Below are 17375 nucleotides of genomic sequence, written 5' to 3'. Positions count from 1 at the left end.
GGCCCGCGCCCGGCGCCGGAGTCCACGGCCCGCCCCAGCCGGGCCCGCGCCCGCCGCCCAGCGCCGACACCGGAGTCCGACCGGTACCCCGCCCGCCGCCGCACGACGCTGCCGGAGTCCGACCGGGACCGCGTACGGTGCCGCACGACGCTGCCGGAGTCCGACCGGGACCGCGTACGGTGCCGCACGCCGCCGGAGTCCACGGCCTGTCCCAACCGGGACCGCGCCCGCCGCCCCCCGGCCACCGCGGTCCACGGCCTGCCCCAACCCGTACCCCTCACGTACCGTTGACGGCATGACTGGCTTCGGTGGCACCGCATCTCCCGGGATGGTCGACTGGAACCTCGCGGTCGCGACCGCGACACGGCTCGTACGGCCGGGCCCCGACGTCAGCCGTGACGAGGCCCGGGCGGTCGTCGCGGAACTGCGCCGGCACGCCAATGCCTCCGAGGAGCACGTCCGCGGCTTCACCCGGATGGGCACCGACGAGATCCACGACACGCCCGTCCTCGTCGTCGACCGCCCCGGCTGGGTCCGCGCCAACGTCGCCGGCTTCCGCGAACTCCTCAAACCCCTCCTGGAGAAGATGCAGGAGCGCCGCGCGGGCAACCCCGGCAGCGCCGTCCTCGGCGCCGTCGGCGGCAAGGTCACCGGCGTCGAACTCGGCATGCTGCTGAGCTTCCTGTCCTCCCGCGTCCTCGGCCAGTACGAGACCTTCGCCCCCGACGGCCGCGACCTGCCCGCCGGCCGGAACGGCGGCGGACGCCTCCTCCTGGTCGCCCCCAACGTCGTCCACGTCGAACGCGAACTCGACGTCGACCCCCACGACTTCCGGCTCTGGGTGTGCCTGCACGAGGAGACGCACCGCACCCAGTTCAGCGCCGTCCCCTGGCTCCGCGACCACTTGGAGGGCGAAATCCAGTCGTTCCTCGCGGAGACCGACGTCGACCCCATGACCTTCCTCGAACGTATCCGCGACGCCGCCCAGTCCCTGGCCGGCGGCCGTCCCGAGGGTGAGGAGGAGGACGGCGGGCGCTCCCTCGTGGAACTCGTCCAGACCCCCGCCCAGCGCGAGGTCCTCGCCCGCCTCACCGCCGTGATGTCCCTGCTGGAGGGCCACGCCGACTACGTCATGGACGGCGTGGGACCGAGCGTCGTGCCGACCGTCGCCGAGATCCGCGAGAAGTTCCAGCAGCGCCGCGCCAAGGGCGCCTCCCGGCTCGACCAGGCCCTGCGCAAGCTGCTCGGCCTGGACGCCAAGCTGCGGCAGTACCGGGACGGCGAGCGCTTCGTCCGGGCCGTCGTGGACGAGGTCGGCGTCGACGGCTTCAACCGCGTCTGGACCTCCCCGAACACCCTCCCCACAAAGGCCGAGATCGCCAAGCCTGGGGAGTGGATCGCGCGGGTGCACCGCAGGACCGAGTCGTGACGGTGACGCGCGTGTCGTGAGAGGAAACCGGCCGACGGCAGGCGAACGCCCCTCCAATCACCCGTCCGAGGGACCGTGAGCCATGCGTAGGCGTGCAATGCTCGGGGAACGGCCCGGTTCTGTCACCATCTACACACTCTGAGTGACCGGCTCGGGCTCACCCCCCGAAAAACTTCATGAAGGGAACCGGACATGGGTCCCCATCCTGCGGTCGCGGCGATACGCCTGGCGGTCCGCCGCGTACTCCACGACATCCTCAACGACCAGCACACCCCCGGCACGCCCCTGAGCGCGCCGAGCGGTCCGGGCGCGCAGCCGCCCCGGACGGCCGAGCGGCTCCCCTCCCCGCTCGGGCCCCCGCTCGACGCCCCGCTCGTCCTCGTCGCCTGCTCCGGCGGCGCCGACTCCATGGCCCTCGCCTCCGCCCTCGCCTTCGAGGCCCCCCGGCTCGGCGTCCGGGCCGGCGGCATCACCGTCGACCACGGCCTCCAGCCCGGCTCCGACCTCCGCGCCGACGAGGTCGCCCTGCGACTGCGCGAACTGGGCCTCGATCCCGTCGAGTCCGTCGCCGTCACCGTCGGCCGCGACGGCGGACCCGAAGCCGCCGCCCGCGACGCCCGCTACGCCGCCCTGGACGCGGCGGCCGAACGCCACGGCGCCACCGCCGTCCTGCTCGGCCACACCCGCGACGACCAGGCCGAAACCGTCCTGCTGGGCCTCGCCCGCGGCTCCGGCATCCGCTCCCTGTCCGGAATGGCCGCGGTCTCGGGGGCCGACGGCCGTTACCGCCGCCCCTTCCTCCACCTGGACCGGCAGACCGCCCGCAAGGCCTGCCTGGTCCAGTCCCTCCCCGTCTGGGACGACCCGCACAACGCCGACCCCGCCTACACCCGCTCCCGGCTGCGCCACGAGGGCCTGCCCGCCCTGGAGAAGGCCCTCGGCAAAGGCGTCGTGGAGGCGCTCGCCCGCACCGCCCAGCTCTCCCGTGACGACGCCGACGCCCTCGACGCCTGGGCCAGCCAGGCCGAGGCCGGTGTCCGCGACGCCACCGGCCTGCTGGAGTGCGCCAAGCTCTACGCGCTCCCGCCCGCCGTACGGCGCCGGATCCTGCGCCGGGCCGCCATCGAGGCCGGTGCGCCCGCCGGCTCGCTGTTCGCCCGGCACATCGAGGAAGTCGACCGTCTCATCACCGGCTGGCGCGGCCAGGGAGCCATCAACCTCCCCGGCCGGGTCGTCGCCCAGCGGCAGGGTGGCAGACTGGTCATTCGGCAGGGCTGAAACCCGACGTCCGGAGCGACCCTCCGGCCGCCGGTCGGGGCAGCCGGAGGCCGTACACGCGGCCGGGAGCCGAAGGCCGCGCGTGCGGCCGTAAGTGCGGGACGACCGAAAGTGATGCGGGTGGACGCGAAAGACATGGGTGCCGACCTCCAGCAGGTGCTCATCACCAAGGAAGAGATCGACACGAAGCTGGCCGAGCTGGCCGCGAAGATCGACGCGGAGTACGCGGGCAAGGACCTGCTCCTCGTCGGTGTCCTCAAGGGCGCGGTGATGGTCATGGCCGACCTCGCGCGGGCCCTGTCCACCCCCGTCACCATGGACTGGATGGCCGTGTCCTCCTACGGCGCGGGCACCCAGTCCTCCGGGGTCGTCCGCATCCTCAAGGACCTCGACACCGACATCAAGGGCCGGCACGTCCTGATCGTCGAGGACATCATCGACTCCGGGCTGACCCTGTCCTGGCTGATCAACAACCTCGGCTCGCGCGAGCCCGCCACCCTCAAGGTGTGCACGCTGCTGCGCAAGCCGGACGCCGCCAAGGTCGCCATCGACGTCGAATGGGTCGGCTTCGACATCCCGAACGAGTTCGTCGTCGGCTACGGCCTCGACTACGCCGAGAAGTACCGCAACCTGCCGTTCGTGGGTACGCTCGCGCCCCACGTGTACGGCGGCTGAGCCGGACCGGGCACAGGACTGGGCCACTCGGCCCAAGCCCGGTAGGACGATCGGGAACCCCGGCGGGCCCCGCGCCGTTGAAGCTTGCAGAGACGGGATTCACCAGCCGTCGAAACGGCTTCGTGCGACTTCGGGCCACCATGCTGGGGTACCGTCAGAAGAACTGTCTTATCAAACTCACTATGGCAGGAGGGACGGGGCGACACCGCTCCGTATGGATGGACGTGAAGCGATACTTCCGTGGGCCGGTCATGTGGATCGTGCTGGCCGTCCTTGCCGTGGTCGTGTTGATGCAGGTCGTCGGCTCGTCCGGCGGCTACAAGACGGTGGACACCGGCCAGGTCGTGGCGGCGATCAACGACAACAAGGTCAACTCGGCCAAGATCACCACCGGTGACGAACAGAGCATCAAGGTCACCCTCAAGGACGGCGTCAAGGTCGAGGGCAGCTCCAAGATCCAGGCGAGCTACATCGGCGACCAGGGCGTGACCATCGCCGGCACGCTGCAGAGCAAGTTCCAGGACAAGCAGATCCCGGACGGGTACACCGTCTCGCCGTCGAAGCAGAACCCGTTCCTCGGCGTCCTGCTCTCCCTGCTGCCCTTCGTCCTGATCGTCGTCGTCTTCCTGTTCCTGATGAATCAGATGCAGGGCGGCGGCTCCCGGGTCATGAACTTCGGCAAGTCCAAGGCCAAGCTCATCACCAAGGACACCCCGAAGACGACCTTCTCCGACGTCGCCGGCTGTGACGAGGCCGTCGAGGAGCTCCACGAGATCAAGGAGTTCCTCCAGGAGCCGGCCAAGTTCCAGGCCGTCGGCGCCAAGATCCCCAAGGGCGTGCTGCTCTACGGCCGCCCGGGTACCGGCAAGACCCTGCTCGCGCGCGCCGTCGCCGGCGAGGCGGGCGTCCCCTTCTACTCGATCTCCGGTTCCGACTTCGTCGAGATGTTCGTCGGCGTCGGCGCCTCCCGCGTCCGCGACCTGTTCGAGCAGGCCAAGGCGAACGCCCCGGCGATCGTCTTCGTCGACGAGATCGACGCGGTCGGCCGCCACCGCGGCGCCGGCCTCGGCGGCGGACACGACGAGCGCGAGCAGACCCTCAACCAGCTCCTGGTCGAGATGGACGGCTTCGACGTCAAGGGCGGCGTCATCCTGATCGCCGCCACCAACCGTCCCGACATCCTCGACCCGGCCCTGCTGCGCCCCGGCCGCTTCGACCGCCAGATCGCGGTCGACCCGCCGGATCTCCAGGGCCGTCTGGAGATCCTCAAGGTCCACCAGAAGGGCAAGCCGGTCGCCTCCGACGTCGACCTGGCCGCCGTCGCCCGCCGGACCCCCGGCATGACCGGCGCCGACCTGGCCAACGTGCTCAACGAGGCCGCCCTGCTCACCGCCCGCAGCGACCAGAAGCTGGTCGACAACAAGGCGCTGGACGAGGCGATCGACCGCGTGGTCGCGGGCCCGCAGAAGCGGACCCGGATCATGTCGGACAAGGAGAAGAAGATCACCGCGTACCACGAGGGCGGTCACGCCCTGGTCGCGGCGGCCTCTCCGAACGCCGACCCGGTCCACAAGATCACGATCCTGTCCCGCGGCCGTGCCCTCGGCTACACGATGGTCCTGCCCGACGAGGACAAGTACTCGACCACCCGCAACGAGATGCTCGACCAGCTCGCCTACATGCTGGGCGGCCGGGCGGCCGAGGAACTGGTCTTCCACGACCCGACCACCGGTGCCGCCAACGACATCGAGAAGGCCACCAACCTGGCCCGCGCGATGGTCACGCAGTACGGCATGACCGAGCGGCTCGGCGCCATCAAGTTCGGCGGCGACAACAGCGAGCCCTTCCTCGGCCGTGAGATGGCCCACCAGCGCGACTACTCGGAAGAGGTCGCCGCGCTGGTCGACGAAGAGGTCAAGAAGCTCATCGAGACCGCGCACAACGAGGCGTGGGAGATGCTGGTCGAGAACCGCGACGTGCTCGACAATCTGGTCCTGGCCCTCCTGGAGAAGGAGACGCTGGGCAAGGAGGAGATCGCCGAGATCTTCGCCCCGATCGTCAAGCGTCCGCCGCGGCCCGCCTGGACCGGTTCCTCCCGTCGCACCCCGTCCACCCGCCCGCCGGTGCTCTCCCCCAAGGAGCTGGCACTGACCAACGGCGCGAACGGCGCGACGGCCGCGATCAGCACGGCCAAGTCCACGGCCGCGGAGTCGGCCCCGGTCACGGACCAGACCCCGGAAGACCGTCCGGAGAGCTGACCCTTTCCGGCCAACCGGCCCGGAATGACTGCCGCGCCCCTCGGGTTCTAGCCTGGGGGGCGCGGCAGTTCGGTATGCCCGCGGGCAAGACGTACAGGAACGAGGCACAGATGACCGACCCCGTGACGCTGGCCGGTGACGGTCTCATCGGCGAGTTCGATGAGAAGCGGGCCGAGAACGCCATCCGCGAACTGCTGATCGCGGTGGGCGAGGACCCGGACCGCGAGGGCCTGCGGGAGACGCCGGCCCGGGTGGCGCGCGCCTACCGGGAGCTTCTGGCCGGTCTGCGGCAGGAACCGGAGGACGTGCTGACGACGACGTTCGACCTGGGGCACGACGAGATGGTCCTGGTGAAGGACATCGAGATCGTGAGCCTCTGCGAACACCACCTGCTGCCGTTCCACGGCGTGGCCCACGTCGGCTACATCCCGGCGGAGACCGGCAAGATCACCGGCCTGTCGAAGCTGGCCCGGCTGGTCGAGGTCTTCGCGCGCCGCCCGCAGGTGCAGGAACGTCTCACCACGCAGATCGCGGACTCCCTCATGCGCATCCTGGAGGCGCGTGGCGCGATCGTCGTCATCGAGGCCGAGCACATGTGCATGTCGGTACGCGGCATCCGCAAGCCCGGCGCCAAGACCACGACGTCGGCCGTCCGCGGCCAGTTGCGGGACGCCACCACCCGGGCCGAGGCGATGAGCCTGATACTGGCGCGCTGACGCGCCCGCCGGCCTCGGGGCCGACGGCAGGTGGCCTCAGGCCACCGGCTCCGCGCCCGGTGTGTTCTGGTCGTCGTCCTCGGGGAGCTTGCAGACCCGCTCCAGGAACAGGGCCGCCGCTATCACGCCGATGCCCGCCAGGAGGGAGAGGCCGGCGTAGAGGGCCTGGTCGCGGCGGGCGGGGATGTCGAGCAGCTCCAGGAGGAAGACGCCCGTGCCGCCGTACATCCCGGCGACCAGGGCGGCGACCAGGGCGCTGGACTGGCCGAAGACGACCGCGCGGGCGGCCATCAGGGGGTCGACGCCCTTGGCACCGGGGCGGCGCTCGCGCTGGGCCTTGAGCCGGGCGCGCAGGGAGAGCGCCGTCGAGAGCAGCACGACGGCGATCAGCGCGAGGACGATGGGGGCGGCCAGGGGGACGCTGGGAAGAGTCCCGATCGAGTTCCAGAGGCGGGCGCCCGCCCAGGACAGGACTCCGGCGACGACGAACACGCCGACCAGCACCCTGATGCGCAGCTCTCTCACGGCTCCCCTTCAGCTCCCCCGGACCGATCCCGGATCTTGGTCGTCTCCGACCTTAACGACTACTCGGGCAGTCGGAGTTCCAGGTCCCCGCGTGCCTCGACACCTTCGTGGGTGAGGGTGGCGAGCAGATCGGCCACGGTGCCCCGGCCGGGCAGCTGCGCCTGGGGGTCGACGTCGTGCCAGGGGGCGAGGACGAAGGCCCGCTCGTGGGCGCGGGGGTGCGGGAGGGTGAGCTGGGGGTCGTCGGAGGTGACACCGGCGTAGGCGACGATGTCGACGTCCAGGGTGCGCGGGCCCCAGCGTTCGTCGCGGACCCGGTTGAAGGCCTCCTCGACGGCGTGGGCGCGCTCCAGGAGGGAGGAGGGCGGCAGGGTGGTCTTCAGCAGGACCACGGCGTTGAAGTAGGAGGGCTGGCTGTCGGGTGCGACGCCCCACGGCTCGGTCTCGTAGACGGGGGAGACCGCCTTGACGCGGACGCCGGGCGTGTCCTCCAGGGCGTCGACGGCCCCCTGGAGGGTCTCCAGGCGGTTGCCGAGGTTGGAGCCGATGGAGATCACGGCCCATTTCGGGTTGCTCAGCGTGGTGTCGGCGGCGTCGACCTGCTGGACGACGGAGACGGGCACCGGCTGGACGGTCGGGTCGCTCTGACCCTGGAGGAAAGGTCGGGTCATGCTCGGCTCCGGGTGATGGTGACGGTCACGTCGTCGAAGGGGACGGTGATGGGGGCGTCCGGCTTGTGGACGCACACCTCCACCTCCTGTACCCCTTCGTGCTTCAGGCAGGTCCGGGCGATCCGCTCGGCGAGGGTCTCGATGAGGTTCACCGGTTCGCCCTCGACCTCGGCGACGACCTCCTCGGCCACGACGCCGTAGTGCACGGTCTTCGTCAGGTCGTCGTCGGCCGCGGCCGGCCGGGTGTCCAGGCCGAGGACGAGGTCGACGAGGAAGGTCTGGCCCTCTTCGCGTTCCTTGGGGAAGACACCGTGGTGCCCGCGGGCCTTGAGGCCGCGCAGCGCGACACGATCCACGCGAATCACTCCTGCAATCGTCGGGAACGGCCGGGCGGTGCCGCGTGCGGGCGGCACCCCGGCCTCGGACGAATCTACCTGCGGGCACCGACAGCGCCGGGGCGCGGGGCGGGGGCGCGGGCCGGTGTCCGGAGGGTTCACCCCGTGTTTCCCCCGGGGAACCCGGGCTCTTCACGGAGTGGTAGCCGCTCATACCCGGGGGTAGGTGATTCCAACCACTTCTCCGGGTCCGATCCGGGGACCGGCAGGGGTGACCCCGGGGCTCCGGGGATCAGGCGAGGGTGCCGTCGTCCGGGTCGACGCCGTTCTCGCCGTTCTCGTCCTCGTCGGTGTCGTCGGTCTCGGCGAGGACGGGTGAGGCGTGGTGGGACCAGAGCTTCCAGCCCGAGGGGGTGCGCCGGAACACGTTGGTGGCGACGACGAGCTGGCCGACCAGGGGGCCGAGTTCGTCGCCCTCGTCGGGGGCGGGGCCGCCGCTGAGGATGTTCTCGGTGCAGGTCACGACGGCGGTGTCGCCGGTGAGGGAGACGTGCACGTCGGTGAGGAAGAACTGGATGTAGTCGGTGTTCGCCATGATCAGGGCGTACGACCTGAGGACCTCGCCGCGGCCGGTGAGGACCGGCCAGCCGGGGTGGACGCAGGAGACCACGCCGCTGTCCGCGGGGTCGTGGTACTCCTCGTCGACGCCGAGGTCGGCGGGGGTGAGCCAGTAGGAGGAGACCTCCTCGAAGTCACCGCGTTCCAGTGCCTCGTAGAAGGCGGTGTTGGCGGCCTCGACCTGCTCGACGTCGGTGTGGGGGGCGGTCACCGGTCTCCTTCCGCCTGGCGCTGGGTGGTGGCGTCGGGCGCGTGTCGGTCGTCGCGCGCCCCCTTTCCGCTGTCCGCGCCGGGCGCGGTGCCCTCGGCGCGCGCCTGTTCCACGGCGCGTGCGACGCGTACCGCGTCCGCGGTGGCGCGTACCTCGTGGACGCGCACCGCCCACGCGCCGGCGTGCGCCGCGAGTGCGGAGACGGCGGCCGTGGCGGCGTCGCGCTCCCGGGCCGGCGGCGGCGCGCCCTCGGGGCCGGCGAGGACCCGGCCGAGGAAGCGCTTGCGGGAGGCGGCGACGAGCAGCGGGTGGCCGAGGGCGCGCAGGCGGTCGAGGTGGGCGAGCAGGGTCAGGTCGTGCCCGGCCTCCTTGGAGAAGCCGAGTCCGGGGTCGAGGACGACGCGGTCGGGGCTGATGCCGCCCGCGAGGACGGCCTCCACGCGCGCGTGCAGCTCGTCCACGACCTCGGCGACGACGTCGTCGTAGTGGCCCTCGACGTTGCCGCCGCGCAGGAAGCCGCGCCAGTGCATGACGACGAAGGGGGCGCCCGCGTCGGCGACCACGGGGATCATGGCGGGGTCGGCGAGACCGCCGCTGACGTCGTTGACGAGCGCGGCGCCGGCCGCGAGGGCCCCCCGGGCGACGGTGGCCCGCATGGTGTCGACGGAGACGACGACGCCCTCGGAGGCGAGGCCCCGGACGACCGGGACGACCCGGCGCAGTTCCTCGTCCTCGTCCACGCGGGTGGCGCCGGGCCGGGTGGACTCGCCGCCGACGTCGACCAGGTCCGCGCCTTCCGCGACGAGGTCGAGGCCGTGTTTGACGGCGGCTGTCGTGTCGAACCAGCGGCCGCCGTCCGAGAAGGAGTCGGGGGTCACGTTCACGACTCCCATGACCGCGCACCGGTCCCATGCCGGAAGGCCTGTCACCCGGCCACGCCCGCTGAGGTTGTTCATACGTTCAGCGTAGGCCCCGGGAGGGCGCCGCGAACGCGCGGCGGGCCCGGGCGGAGACCCCGGTGCCGGAGGGGGGTGGGGTCTCCGCCCGGGCCGGTCCCGGGGCCGTACGGCCCCCGCGGCGCCTCAGGAGGCGCCGCGAGGTGTCGTACGGGGGTCAGGCCGCTCGGGCGTCGCGTTCGGACACGGCGTGCGCGCAGGGGCGCTCGCCGGTCGTCCGGCGGCGGCGCAGGAAGCGCGGCAGCGGCAGGGCGAGGTCGACGAAGCCCTCCGCCTGCATGGCGGCGAAGCCGATGCGGGGCAGGTCGGCGGAGGCCCGGTAGACGACGAAGCGGGGTTCCCAGCGGGGCTGGAACTTGGCGTTGAACTTGTACAGCGACTCGATCTGGAACCAGCGCGAGAGGAAGACCAGCAGTCCGCGCCAGGCCCGCAGGACCGGCCCGGCGCCGATCTTCTCGCCGCGCGCGAGGGCGGAGCGGAACATCGCGAAGTTCAGTGAGACCCGGGTGATGCCGAACCGGGGGGCGGCCTGCAGGGCGGCGACGATGAGCAGTTCGTTCATGCCGGGGTCGGCGGCCCGGTCGCGGCGCATGAGGTCCAGGGAGACGCCGTCCTTGCCCCAGGGCACGAAGTGCAGGACGGCCTTGAGGTCGCCGTAGGGGCCGGGCTCGTCGTCGTGCTTGTGGGCGGTGGCGATCAGGCAGTCGCCGTCGGCGGCGTCGCCGATGCGGCCGAGGGCCATGGAGAAGCCGCGTTCGGTGTCGGTGCCGCGCCAGTCCTCGGCCGCGCGGCGGACGCGGTCCAGTTCCGCCTCGCCGAGGTCACGGATGCGCCGTACCCGGGTTTCGTAGCCGGCCCGCTCGATGCGCTTGACCATTTGGCGCACGTTGCGCATCGCGCGTCCGGCGAGCGAGAAATCCGCGACGTCGACCACCGCCTCGTCGCCCAGTTCGAGGGCGTCGAGTCCGGTCTCGCGGGTCCACACCTCGCCGCCCGTCTCCGAGCAGCCCATGACGGCCGGAGTCCAGGAGTGGGCGCGGGCCTCGTCCATGAAGCGTTCGATGGCGCCGGGCCAGGCCTCGACGTCGCCGATGGGGTCGCCGCTGGCGAGCATCACGCCGGAGACGACGCGGTAGGTGACGGCGGCCTTGCCGCTGGGGGAGAAGACGACGGCCTTGTCGCGGCGCAGCGCGAAGTGGCCGAGGGAGTCGCGGCCGCCGTGCCGGGCGAGCAGGGCGCGCAGCTTCTCCTCGTCCTCCTCGGTGAGCCGGGCGGCCGGGTGCTCGGGGCGGAAGGCGAGGTAGATGGTGGTGGCGGCGGTGATCCAGCCGAGGGCGCCGAGGGAGAAGGCGACGGTCCAGGAGGTGTTGCCCTGGTAGTCGACGGGGCCCTCGAAGCCGAACAGGCCGTACAGGACGTGCGTGAGGCGGTCGGCGAGACTCGGGTCGCCGATGGTGCGGTCCGGGTGGACGCTGACGATGACCAGTCCGAGGGCCAGCGAACCGGCGCTCATCAGCACGAAGTTGGCGAGTGCGCGCCAGCGGCTGCGCGGGTCGGGCAGGGCCGCGAACTGGTCGCGGTGGCGCAGCAGCGGCACCAGCAGGGCGACGGCGATGAGCACGCCGATCAGCGAGTGCCGGTAGGCGAACTGGGCCGCGGCGCCGGCCGGGAGCAGGGCGACGGCGGCGCGCCAGGCCCGCCGCTTGCGCCGTTTGAGGCCGTGCGCGAGCAGGAGCAGCAGCACGCCCGAGCTGAGCGAGAGCGCCGCGGCGAACGGTCCGAAGGAGCCGGGCAGGACTTCGGCGAGGGCGTGCATACGGCTGTGCCGGAAGCGCGGGAACACGCCCGCGGCGATGTCCAGGAGGCCCACGAGCGTGGCCGCCCGGCCGACGGCAACGGGGACGGCTTCGGGGCGCGGACCACGCAGTATGCGCCGCGCCCGGCTTGATCGACCCGGAACCTCGCCCGACATTTCCCCATCTATCCTGACAGACATCGCATCCCGTAGTTCTGCGAGAGACCTTGAATCCGGGCCCGATCGGGCGTCCGGCGACATTGCGCCCTCTAGGACGGTGTCTCGGGGAGAGAGGTTCACTCCCCACCGGAAAGTCGGGTCAAAGGCCAAGGAAAGCCCCGGGCAAGCCCTCGCGACGATGTGGGTGCGGCACGGGCGGAAAGCGCAGGCAGGAACAGCCATGGGTCTCACGAGCAACAAAGTGCTGGCGTTGGCGGCCGTGTTCGCCCTCGCGCTGTTCGTCGGCACGGTGTGGCTGTGGCCGCGCCTGGCCCGGCGCGGCTGGCGGCCCGTCGGCGGGCGGGTCGGCCTGCTGCTCGCCACCCAACTGGCGCTCTTCGCGTCCGTCGGCCTCGCCGCCAACCAGGCCTTCGGCTTCTATGCCAGCTGGGCGGACCTGTTCGGGCAGGAGACCGACCAGGGGGTCGTCGTCGACCACTTGGCGCAGGGCGGCGGGGGCGGCCCGCTCCAGGTGCTCTCCGCGTCCGGCGTGCCGGGGGCGTCCGGCGGGCGGCCCGCGCAGGTGGGGCAGATCCAGAAGGTCGACATCGTCGGCCGCGAGACCCGCATCGCGACACCGGCGTACGTGTACCTGCCGCCGGAGTACTTCCAGCCGCAGTACCGCACGCGGACGTTCCCGGCGGCCGTCGTGCTGACCGGCTACCCGGGTACGGCGCAGGCGCTGGTGAACAAGCTCAAGTACCCGGCGACGGCGCAGCGGCTCGCCAAGGACGGGCGGATGCAGCCGATGATCCTGGTGATGCTGCGGCCGACGGTGGCTCCGCCGCGGGACACCGAGTGCGTGGACGTGCCGGGCGGACCGCAGGCGGAAACGTTTTTTGCGAAGGATCTCCCGGACGCGGTGCTCGCCCACTACCGGGCCGGCAAGCGGCCCGGCAGCTGGGGCGTCGTCGGCGACTCCACGGGCGGCTACTGCGCGCTCAAACTCGCCATGCACCACCCCGAGGTGTACGCGGCCGGCGCGGGCCTGTCCGCCTACTACAAGGCGCCGATCGATCCCACCACCGGCGACCTCTTCCACGGTGACCGGATGCTGCGCGACCGCGCCGACCTGGGGTGGTTCATCAAGCACGAGCCGGCCCCCGACACCTCGCTGCTCGTCACCAGCAGCAAGGTCGGCGAGCACAACTACCAGGACACGCTGAAGTTCGTCCAGGACGTGCGGGCGACCAACCTGACCCGGATCTCCTCGATCGTCCTCGACAGCGGCGGGCACAACTTCAACACCTGGCGGCGCGAGATCCCGCCGACGCTCCAGTGGCTCAGCGGCCGGCTCACCGACCGCTGAGCCGGGCTGCCCGGCCGACCGCCCCTGACGCCCCGTGAGACCGGCCCCGTGGCCGGGTTTTTACGGGGCGGGGACCCATGATTCGCCTACGCGCGGTAAGTTTCTGGCCATGCCACGTGGACGCCACCGCCATTCCCCGCCTCTGCACCGGCTGTTGCCCCCCTCCGCGATCGCCGGTGTCTCCGTCGTCTGCGCGCTGGGCCCCTGGGCGTTCTCCGAGGCCACGGTGGTCCGCGCGCTGGCCGCCGTCGCCGCCGCCACGGCGGTCGCCGGGGCGGTCGTGATGCGCCGCTGGGACACGCAGGCGGGCAAGCAGGTCGCCGAACTCACGCGCGCGCGGGCGGGCGACGAGTGGCGGCACGAGGAGCGGGTCGCCGAACTGGAGACCGACCTGGAGGAGTCCCGCGAACTGCGCGCCAAGCTGGAGCAGCGGCTGCGCGCCAAGCGGGCGGAGCTGGCGGGCCTGCGCAACGAGCACGCGGCCCTGCTGCGCCGGTACGCCACGGCGGAGACCGAGCGCGCGAGCGCCCTGGAGGGACGCCGGCTGCTGGAGATCGAGGCTGCCGTGCCGTCGTCCTCGCCCGCGCTGCCGCCCGCGCGCGGTGACGAGCGCGGGGCGGCCGAGGCGGCGCCCGAGGACCCCGACGCCGCCGGGGACGCCGACGCCACCGGGGACTCCGACGGCGGTACGGCGTCCGGCGCGGTGTTCTCCGCCGAGGGTTCCTGGCTGTACCGGCGGGCGCTGACCGCGCTGGCCCGGTTCGACGGGGACGCGGTGACCGCGCGTACGGGAGCGCGGGACCATCCGGACGCCGGGCCGGGCGACGCGCAGGAGAGCGACGCGCAGGAGGGCGAGGAGCAGGGGCAGCCCGAGGCGGCCGACGCGCACGCGCGCGCGGTCGCCGACACGACGGCCGACGAGACCGTCGCCCCCACCGAACTCGCCGAGTCGGCCGAACCGGCTGAGCCGGCCGAACCCGCCAGGGCGGCGGAACAGCGGCCCGGCGGGCACTTCACGGTGCCGACCGCCGTGGCCGTCGTACCGGCGACGCCCGCACGGCGCCCGGGGGTCGAGGGCGGTTTCGACTTCTTCGGCACCCAGAAGGACGCCCCCACGGCCGCCCTGGACTCCGTGCAGAACGAGGACCTCGCCGACGTGGTCGGCCAGGAGGCCCTCGCCGTGCACAAGGCCGAGGCGGAGGCCGGGTTCAAGCCCGCCGACGCGTCGTCCGACGGCGCCGGCCAGGTGATCGACCTGACGGAGCACGACGAGACCGAGCACATCGACGTCCAGGGGCTGCGCAGCGCGGCCTCCTGAGCGGGAGGTTCCCCGCTCAGCCGGTCATCCAGCGGTCCGGCGGGGCGTCGCGGCGGCCGGTACGGGACCGCTCCGCCTGCTCGCCCAGCAGCCGCGCGGCCTCCTCGGCGTCCCGCAGCCGGGCCGTCACGGTCTTCCCGGCCCCCGCGTCCACGTGCACGTCGGCGAGCAGCCACAGGCGCTCCCAGGGCCCCTGGGTGAGCCGTACGCTCTGCACCTTGGCGTGCGGGACCAGGCAGAGGGTGCGGCCCAGCAGGCCGCTGCGGGTGGCGAACACCGCGTCGGTGACGGCGAAGTGGTACCCGCGCCACCGCACCGGCGTGCACCACCGCGCCCGCCTCGGCACCCGCGACAGCCGCCGGGGCATCGTCACGCCGGGCAGCACGCGCGCGACGACGGACTCGGCGAGCGCGCGCGGGGCGACCGGGATCAGCACCGATTTCCGGGAGCCGGCCACGTCGAGTTCCACCCGGACCCAGTGGCGCCGTCGCCACAGCAGCGGCTCCACGATCCGCACGGTCTGCACCCGGCCGGGCGGTACCGTCTCGTGGGCACGGTCGAGGAGCCCGCGGTCGATGCGCAGGCCGTCCTGGGACTCGCCCACCGTCCAGTCGAACTCGGAGACGAACCGGCCGACGCCGTTCGCTCCGGCGGTGCCGACCAACGGCAGCGCGGCCGCCAGGACCGTCCACAGGCTGTGGGTGGTCAGCCACAGCACGGTCGGTACGACGAGCGCGGCGCCCAGCGAGCCCCAGGTGGCGCCGGTCAGCAGCAGGGACAACGCGAGTTCCCGCGGGGGCACGCGCAGCAGCTCGCGCGCCGGCGCCTCCCCGACCTCGCGCGCCGTCTCGGGCGCGAATCCCGCCGCGCGCGCGAGGAGTTCGGCGCGCAGGGCGCGCGCCTCCCGCTCGCCCAGGAAGGCCAGCTCGTCCTTGTCGTCGGTGCCGACGACATCGATGCGCAGCTTCGCGACCCCCGCCACGCGCGCGAGCAGCGGCCGCGAGACGTCCACGGCCTGGACGCGCTCCAGCCGGATGTGCGCGGTGCGCCGGAACAGCAGCCCGGTACGGATGCGCAGTTCGCTGTCGGTGACCGCGTAGTGCGTGCACCACCAGGACAGGAAGCCGTAGAGGCCCGCCAGCGGCACCAGCACCGCGAGGCCGGTCAGCAGCATGGTGGTGGTCAGCCGCGCCAGCTGCGCCTGCACCCCGTCCGGGTCGTGCATCCCCCAGCCGGCCAGCACCGCGACCGGCGCCCACGCCCGGCGGAACGGCGTGACCGGGTGCAGCCGGCGCTCGGCGACGGGCGCGTGTCCCGCTCGCTCGGCGACGGGCGGGTGCCCCGCTATGCCGCCGTCGGGGCCCGGGGGCGTCACAGGCCCGCCGATCGTGCCTCGCCCAGCTCGGTGAGCCGGTCGCGCAGCCGTTCCGCCTCGGCCGGGTCCAGGCCGGGGATGGTCGCGTCGGTCGCCGCGGCGGCGGTGTGCAGCTGCACGGTGGCCAGCCCGAACCGCCGCTCCAGCGGCCCGGAGGTCACCTCCACGAGCTGCATCCGCCCGTACGGCACCACCGTCTCCTCGTGCCACAGCACGCCGCGGCTGATCAGCAGGTCGTCGGCGCGCTCGGCGTACCGCCACGAGCGCCAGTTGCGCGGCACCAGCCGCCAGCCCCACGCGGCGAGCGCCACCGGCAGCAGCGCCACGGCCGCCCACGCGGGCCCCACCAGCAGGCCGAGCGGCACTCCGGCGCCGGCCGCGAACACCACCGCCCACACCACCAGCAGCAGCCGCCGCACCCGCACCAGAGCGGGTCGCAGCCCTCGCCACTCCAACTCGTCCCCCGGCATCCCGGCTTCCCGCGGACTCCCCGTTTCCATGGGGCCAGCGTACGTAGGGGAAACTGGGGCCATGACTCCTACGACGGAGACCACGGTCGGGATCGGCGGCGCGGCGGAGAGCACCGACATGGTGCTCAACATCGGCCCCCAGCACCCCTCCACGCACGGTGTGCTGCGGCTCAGGCTGGTGCTGGACGGGGAGCGCATCGTGCGCGCGGAACCGGTGATCGGCTACATGCACCGCGGCGCCGAGAAGCTCTTCGAGGCCCGCGACTACCGGCAGATCATCATGCTCGCCAACCGCCACGACTGGCTGTCGGCGTTCTCGAACGAGCTGGGCGTGGTCCTCGCCGTCGAGCGGATGCTCGGCATGGAGGTCCCCGAGCGCGCCGTGTGGACGCGCACGCTGCTCGCCGAGCTGAACCGGGTGCTCAACCACCTGATGTTCCTCGGCTCCTATCCGCTGGAGCTGGGCGGGATCACGCCGGTGTTCTACGCGTTCCGGGAGCGCGAGGTGCTCCAGAACGTGATGGAGGAGGTCTCCGGCGGGCGCATGCACTACATGTTCAACCGCGTCGGCGGCCTCAAGGAGGACCTGCCGGCCGGATGGAGCGCACGCGCGCGTGCCGCCGTCGCCGCCGTGCGTTCGCGCATGGACGTCTTCGACGACCTGGTCCTCGGCAACGAGATCTTCCGGGGGCGCACGCGCGGTGTGGGCACGCTGGCACCGGAGGCCGTGCACGCCTACGGCGTGAGCGGGCCCATCGCGCGCGGCTCCGGCGTCGACTTCGACCTGCGCCGTGACGAGCCGTACCTGGCCTACGGCGAACTCCAGGACGTCCTCAAGGTCGTCACCCGGGGCGAGGGCGACTGCCTCGCCCGTTTCGAGGTCCTGCTGGAGCAGACCCACAACGCCCTGGGCCTCGCCGACGCCTGCCTGGACCGGCTGGCCGGGCTGGCGCCGGGACCGATCAACCAGCGCCTGCCGAAGGTGCTGAAGGCGCCCGAGGGCCACACCTACGCCTGGACCGAGAACCCGCTCGGCATCAACGGCTACTACCTCGTCAGCAAGGGCGAGAAGACGCCGTACCGGCTGAAGCTGCGTTCGGCGTCCTACAACAACATCCAGGTCCTGACCGAGCTGCTGCCCGGGACGCTGGTGGCGGACATGGTGGCGATCCTGGGGTCGATGTTCTTCGTGGTCGGGGACATCGACAAGTAGCGGA

The 17375-nt window shown here is 72.6% G+C and carries 16 protein-coding genes; 8 read left to right on the top strand and 8 right to left on the bottom strand.

Translation table 11 applies throughout. The features are described 5' to 3' along the window. The first annotated feature begins 328 nt into the window (after positions 1-328). The 5 genes from NX794_RS07070 (at position 329) to folE (ending at position 6356) form a co-directional block, all read left to right on the top strand. Positions 329-1429, top strand: coding sequence for a zinc-dependent metalloprotease (locus NX794_RS07070; RefSeq protein WP_258777633.1), 1101 nt, complete (start codon positions 329-331; stop codon positions 1427-1429). A gap of 192 nt (positions 1430-1621) precedes the next feature. Further along, on the top strand, positions 1622-2707 hold the full coding sequence (gene tilS, locus NX794_RS07065; RefSeq protein WP_258777356.1) for a tRNA lysidine(34) synthetase TilS: 1086 nt from the start codon (positions 1622-1624) through the stop codon (positions 2705-2707). Positions 2708-2821: 114 nt separating this feature from the next. Beyond that, entirely contained in the window at positions 2822-3382 is a 561-nt protein-coding gene (gene hpt / locus NX794_RS07060; protein WP_258777355.1) for a hypoxanthine phosphoribosyltransferase, read from the top strand. Positions 3383-3600: 218 nt separating this feature from the next. Continuing rightward, positions 3601-5640 carry an ATP-dependent zinc metalloprotease FtsH gene (gene ftsH / locus NX794_RS07055; protein ID WP_258777354.1) on the top strand — a complete coding sequence of 680 codons (2040 nt, stop codon included), beginning with the start codon at positions 3601-3603 and terminating at the stop codon, positions 5638-5640. A gap of 110 nt (positions 5641-5750) precedes the next feature. Continuing rightward, positions 5751-6356: a GTP cyclohydrolase I FolE gene (gene folE, locus NX794_RS07050; protein ID WP_258777353.1), complete on the top strand. Its 606-nt coding sequence runs from the start codon at positions 5751-5753 to the stop codon at positions 6354-6356. A gap of 36 nt (positions 6357-6392) precedes the next feature. On the opposite strand, the gene NX794_RS07045 is transcribed toward folE, so the two are convergent. The 6 genes from NX794_RS07045 to NX794_RS07020 form a co-directional block, all read right to left on the bottom strand. Next, positions 6393-6881, bottom strand: coding sequence for a DUF3180 domain-containing protein (locus NX794_RS07045; RefSeq protein ID WP_258777352.1), 489 nt, complete (start codon positions 6879-6881; stop codon positions 6393-6395). Between the two features lie 59 nt (positions 6882-6940). After that, positions 6941-7552: a 2-amino-4-hydroxy-6-hydroxymethyldihydropteridine diphosphokinase gene (gene folK / locus NX794_RS07040; protein WP_258777350.1), complete on the bottom strand. Its 612-nt coding sequence runs from the start codon at positions 7550-7552 to the stop codon at positions 6941-6943. Then, a complete protein-coding gene (folB, locus tag NX794_RS07035; protein WP_258777349.1) occupies positions 7549-7908 on the bottom strand; it encodes a dihydroneopterin aldolase in 360 nt (119 codons plus the stop codon). The genes folK and folB overlap by 4 nt, the downstream gene beginning before the upstream one ends. A 271-nt stretch (positions 7909-8179) precedes the next feature. Beyond that, positions 8180-8716, bottom strand: coding sequence for a nuclear transport factor 2 family protein (locus tag NX794_RS07030; RefSeq protein WP_258777348.1), 537 nt, complete (start codon positions 8714-8716; stop codon positions 8180-8182). Beyond that, positions 8713-9672: a dihydropteroate synthase gene (gene folP / locus NX794_RS07025; RefSeq protein ID WP_258777347.1), complete on the bottom strand. Its 960-nt coding sequence runs from the start codon at positions 9670-9672 to the stop codon at positions 8713-8715. Before folP ends, NX794_RS07030 begins: the two co-directional genes overlap by 4 nt. A gap of 157 nt (positions 9673-9829) precedes the next feature. Continuing rightward, entirely contained in the window at positions 9830-11644 is a 1815-nt protein-coding gene (locus NX794_RS07020; protein WP_258777346.1) for a phosphatidylglycerol lysyltransferase domain-containing protein, read from the bottom strand. A gap of 223 nt (positions 11645-11867) precedes the next feature. On the opposite strand from NX794_RS07020, the gene NX794_RS07015 reads away from it, so the two are divergent. Both NX794_RS07015 and NX794_RS07010 read left to right on the top strand, forming a co-directional pair. After that, positions 11868-12995, top strand: a complete 1128-nt coding sequence (locus tag NX794_RS07015) for an alpha/beta hydrolase (RefSeq protein ID WP_258777345.1) — start codon at positions 11868-11870, stop codon at positions 12993-12995. A gap of 109 nt (positions 12996-13104) precedes the next feature. Beyond that, the gene (locus NX794_RS07010; protein WP_258777344.1) at positions 13105-14313 is read left to right on the top strand and encodes a coiled-coil domain-containing protein; all 1209 of its coding nucleotides are present in this window, start codon (positions 13105-13107) and stop codon (positions 14311-14313) included. Positions 14314-14329: 16 nt separating this feature from the next. On the opposite strand, the gene NX794_RS07005 is transcribed toward NX794_RS07010, so the two are convergent. Next, positions 14330-15688: a PH domain-containing protein gene (locus NX794_RS07005; RefSeq protein WP_428985865.1), complete on the bottom strand. Its 1359-nt coding sequence runs from the start codon at positions 15686-15688 to the stop codon at positions 14330-14332. Beyond that, positions 15685-16188, bottom strand: coding sequence for a PH domain-containing protein (locus tag NX794_RS07000; RefSeq protein ID WP_258777343.1), 504 nt, complete (start codon positions 16186-16188; stop codon positions 15685-15687). The genes NX794_RS07005 and NX794_RS07000 overlap by 4 nt, the downstream gene beginning before the upstream one ends. 31 nt (positions 16189-16219) lie before the next feature. Here NX794_RS07000 and NX794_RS06995 point away from each other — a divergent pair, with 31 nt between their 5' ends. After that, a complete protein-coding gene (locus NX794_RS06995) occupies positions 16220-17371 on the top strand; it encodes an NADH-quinone oxidoreductase subunit D (RefSeq protein ID WP_258777342.1) in 1152 nt (383 codons plus the stop codon). Positions 17372-17375: the final 4 nt, after the last annotated feature.

This window comes from Streptomyces pyxinicus (assembly GCF_024753135.1).
In the GTDB taxonomy this organism is placed as follows: domain Bacteria; phylum Actinomycetota; class Actinomycetes; order Streptomycetales; family Streptomycetaceae; genus Streptomyces; species Streptomyces pyxinicus.
Note: the sequence above shows the minus strand (reverse complement) of the source record. Positions and strands in the feature narration are given on the sequence as shown.

Excerpts from the sequence above, each read along its gene's own strand:
- NX794_RS07000 (WP_258777343.1), bottom strand. The coding sequence starts at position 16,188 with ATGGAAACGGGGAGTCCGCGGGAAGCCGGGATGCCGGGGGACGAGTTG.
- NX794_RS07070 (WP_258777633.1), top strand. The coding sequence starts at position 329 with ATGGTCGACTGGAACCTCGCGGTCGCGACCGCGACACGGCTCGTACGG.
- NX794_RS06995 (WP_258777342.1), top strand. The coding sequence starts at position 16,220 with ATGACTCCTACGACGGAGACCACGGTCGGGATCGGCGGCGCGGCGGAG.
- ftsH (WP_258777354.1), top strand. The coding sequence starts at position 3,601 with ATGGACGTGAAGCGATACTTCCGTGGGCCGGTCATGTGGATCGTGCTG.
- folE (WP_258777353.1), top strand. The coding sequence starts at position 5,751 with ATGACCGACCCCGTGACGCTGGCCGGTGACGGTCTCATCGGCGAGTTC.
- folP (WP_258777347.1), bottom strand. The coding sequence starts at position 9,672 with ATGAACAACCTCAGCGGGCGTGGCCGGGTGACAGGCCTTCCGGCATGG.
- folK (WP_258777350.1), bottom strand. The coding sequence starts at position 7,552 with ATGACCCGACCTTTCCTCCAGGGTCAGAGCGACCCGACCGTCCAGCCG.
- NX794_RS07020 (WP_258777346.1), bottom strand. The coding sequence starts at position 11,644 with ATGTCGGGCGAGGTTCCGGGTCGATCAAGCCGGGCGCGGCGCATACTG.
- hpt (WP_258777355.1), top strand. The coding sequence starts at position 2,822 with ATGCGGGTGGACGCGAAAGACATGGGTGCCGACCTCCAGCAGGTGCTC.
- NX794_RS07015 (WP_258777345.1), top strand. The coding sequence starts at position 11,868 with ATGGGTCTCACGAGCAACAAAGTGCTGGCGTTGGCGGCCGTGTTCGCC.
- NX794_RS07010 (WP_258777344.1), top strand. The coding sequence starts at position 13,105 with ATGCCACGTGGACGCCACCGCCATTCCCCGCCTCTGCACCGGCTGTTG.
- tilS (WP_258777356.1), top strand. The coding sequence starts at position 1,622 with ATGGGTCCCCATCCTGCGGTCGCGGCGATACGCCTGGCGGTCCGCCGC.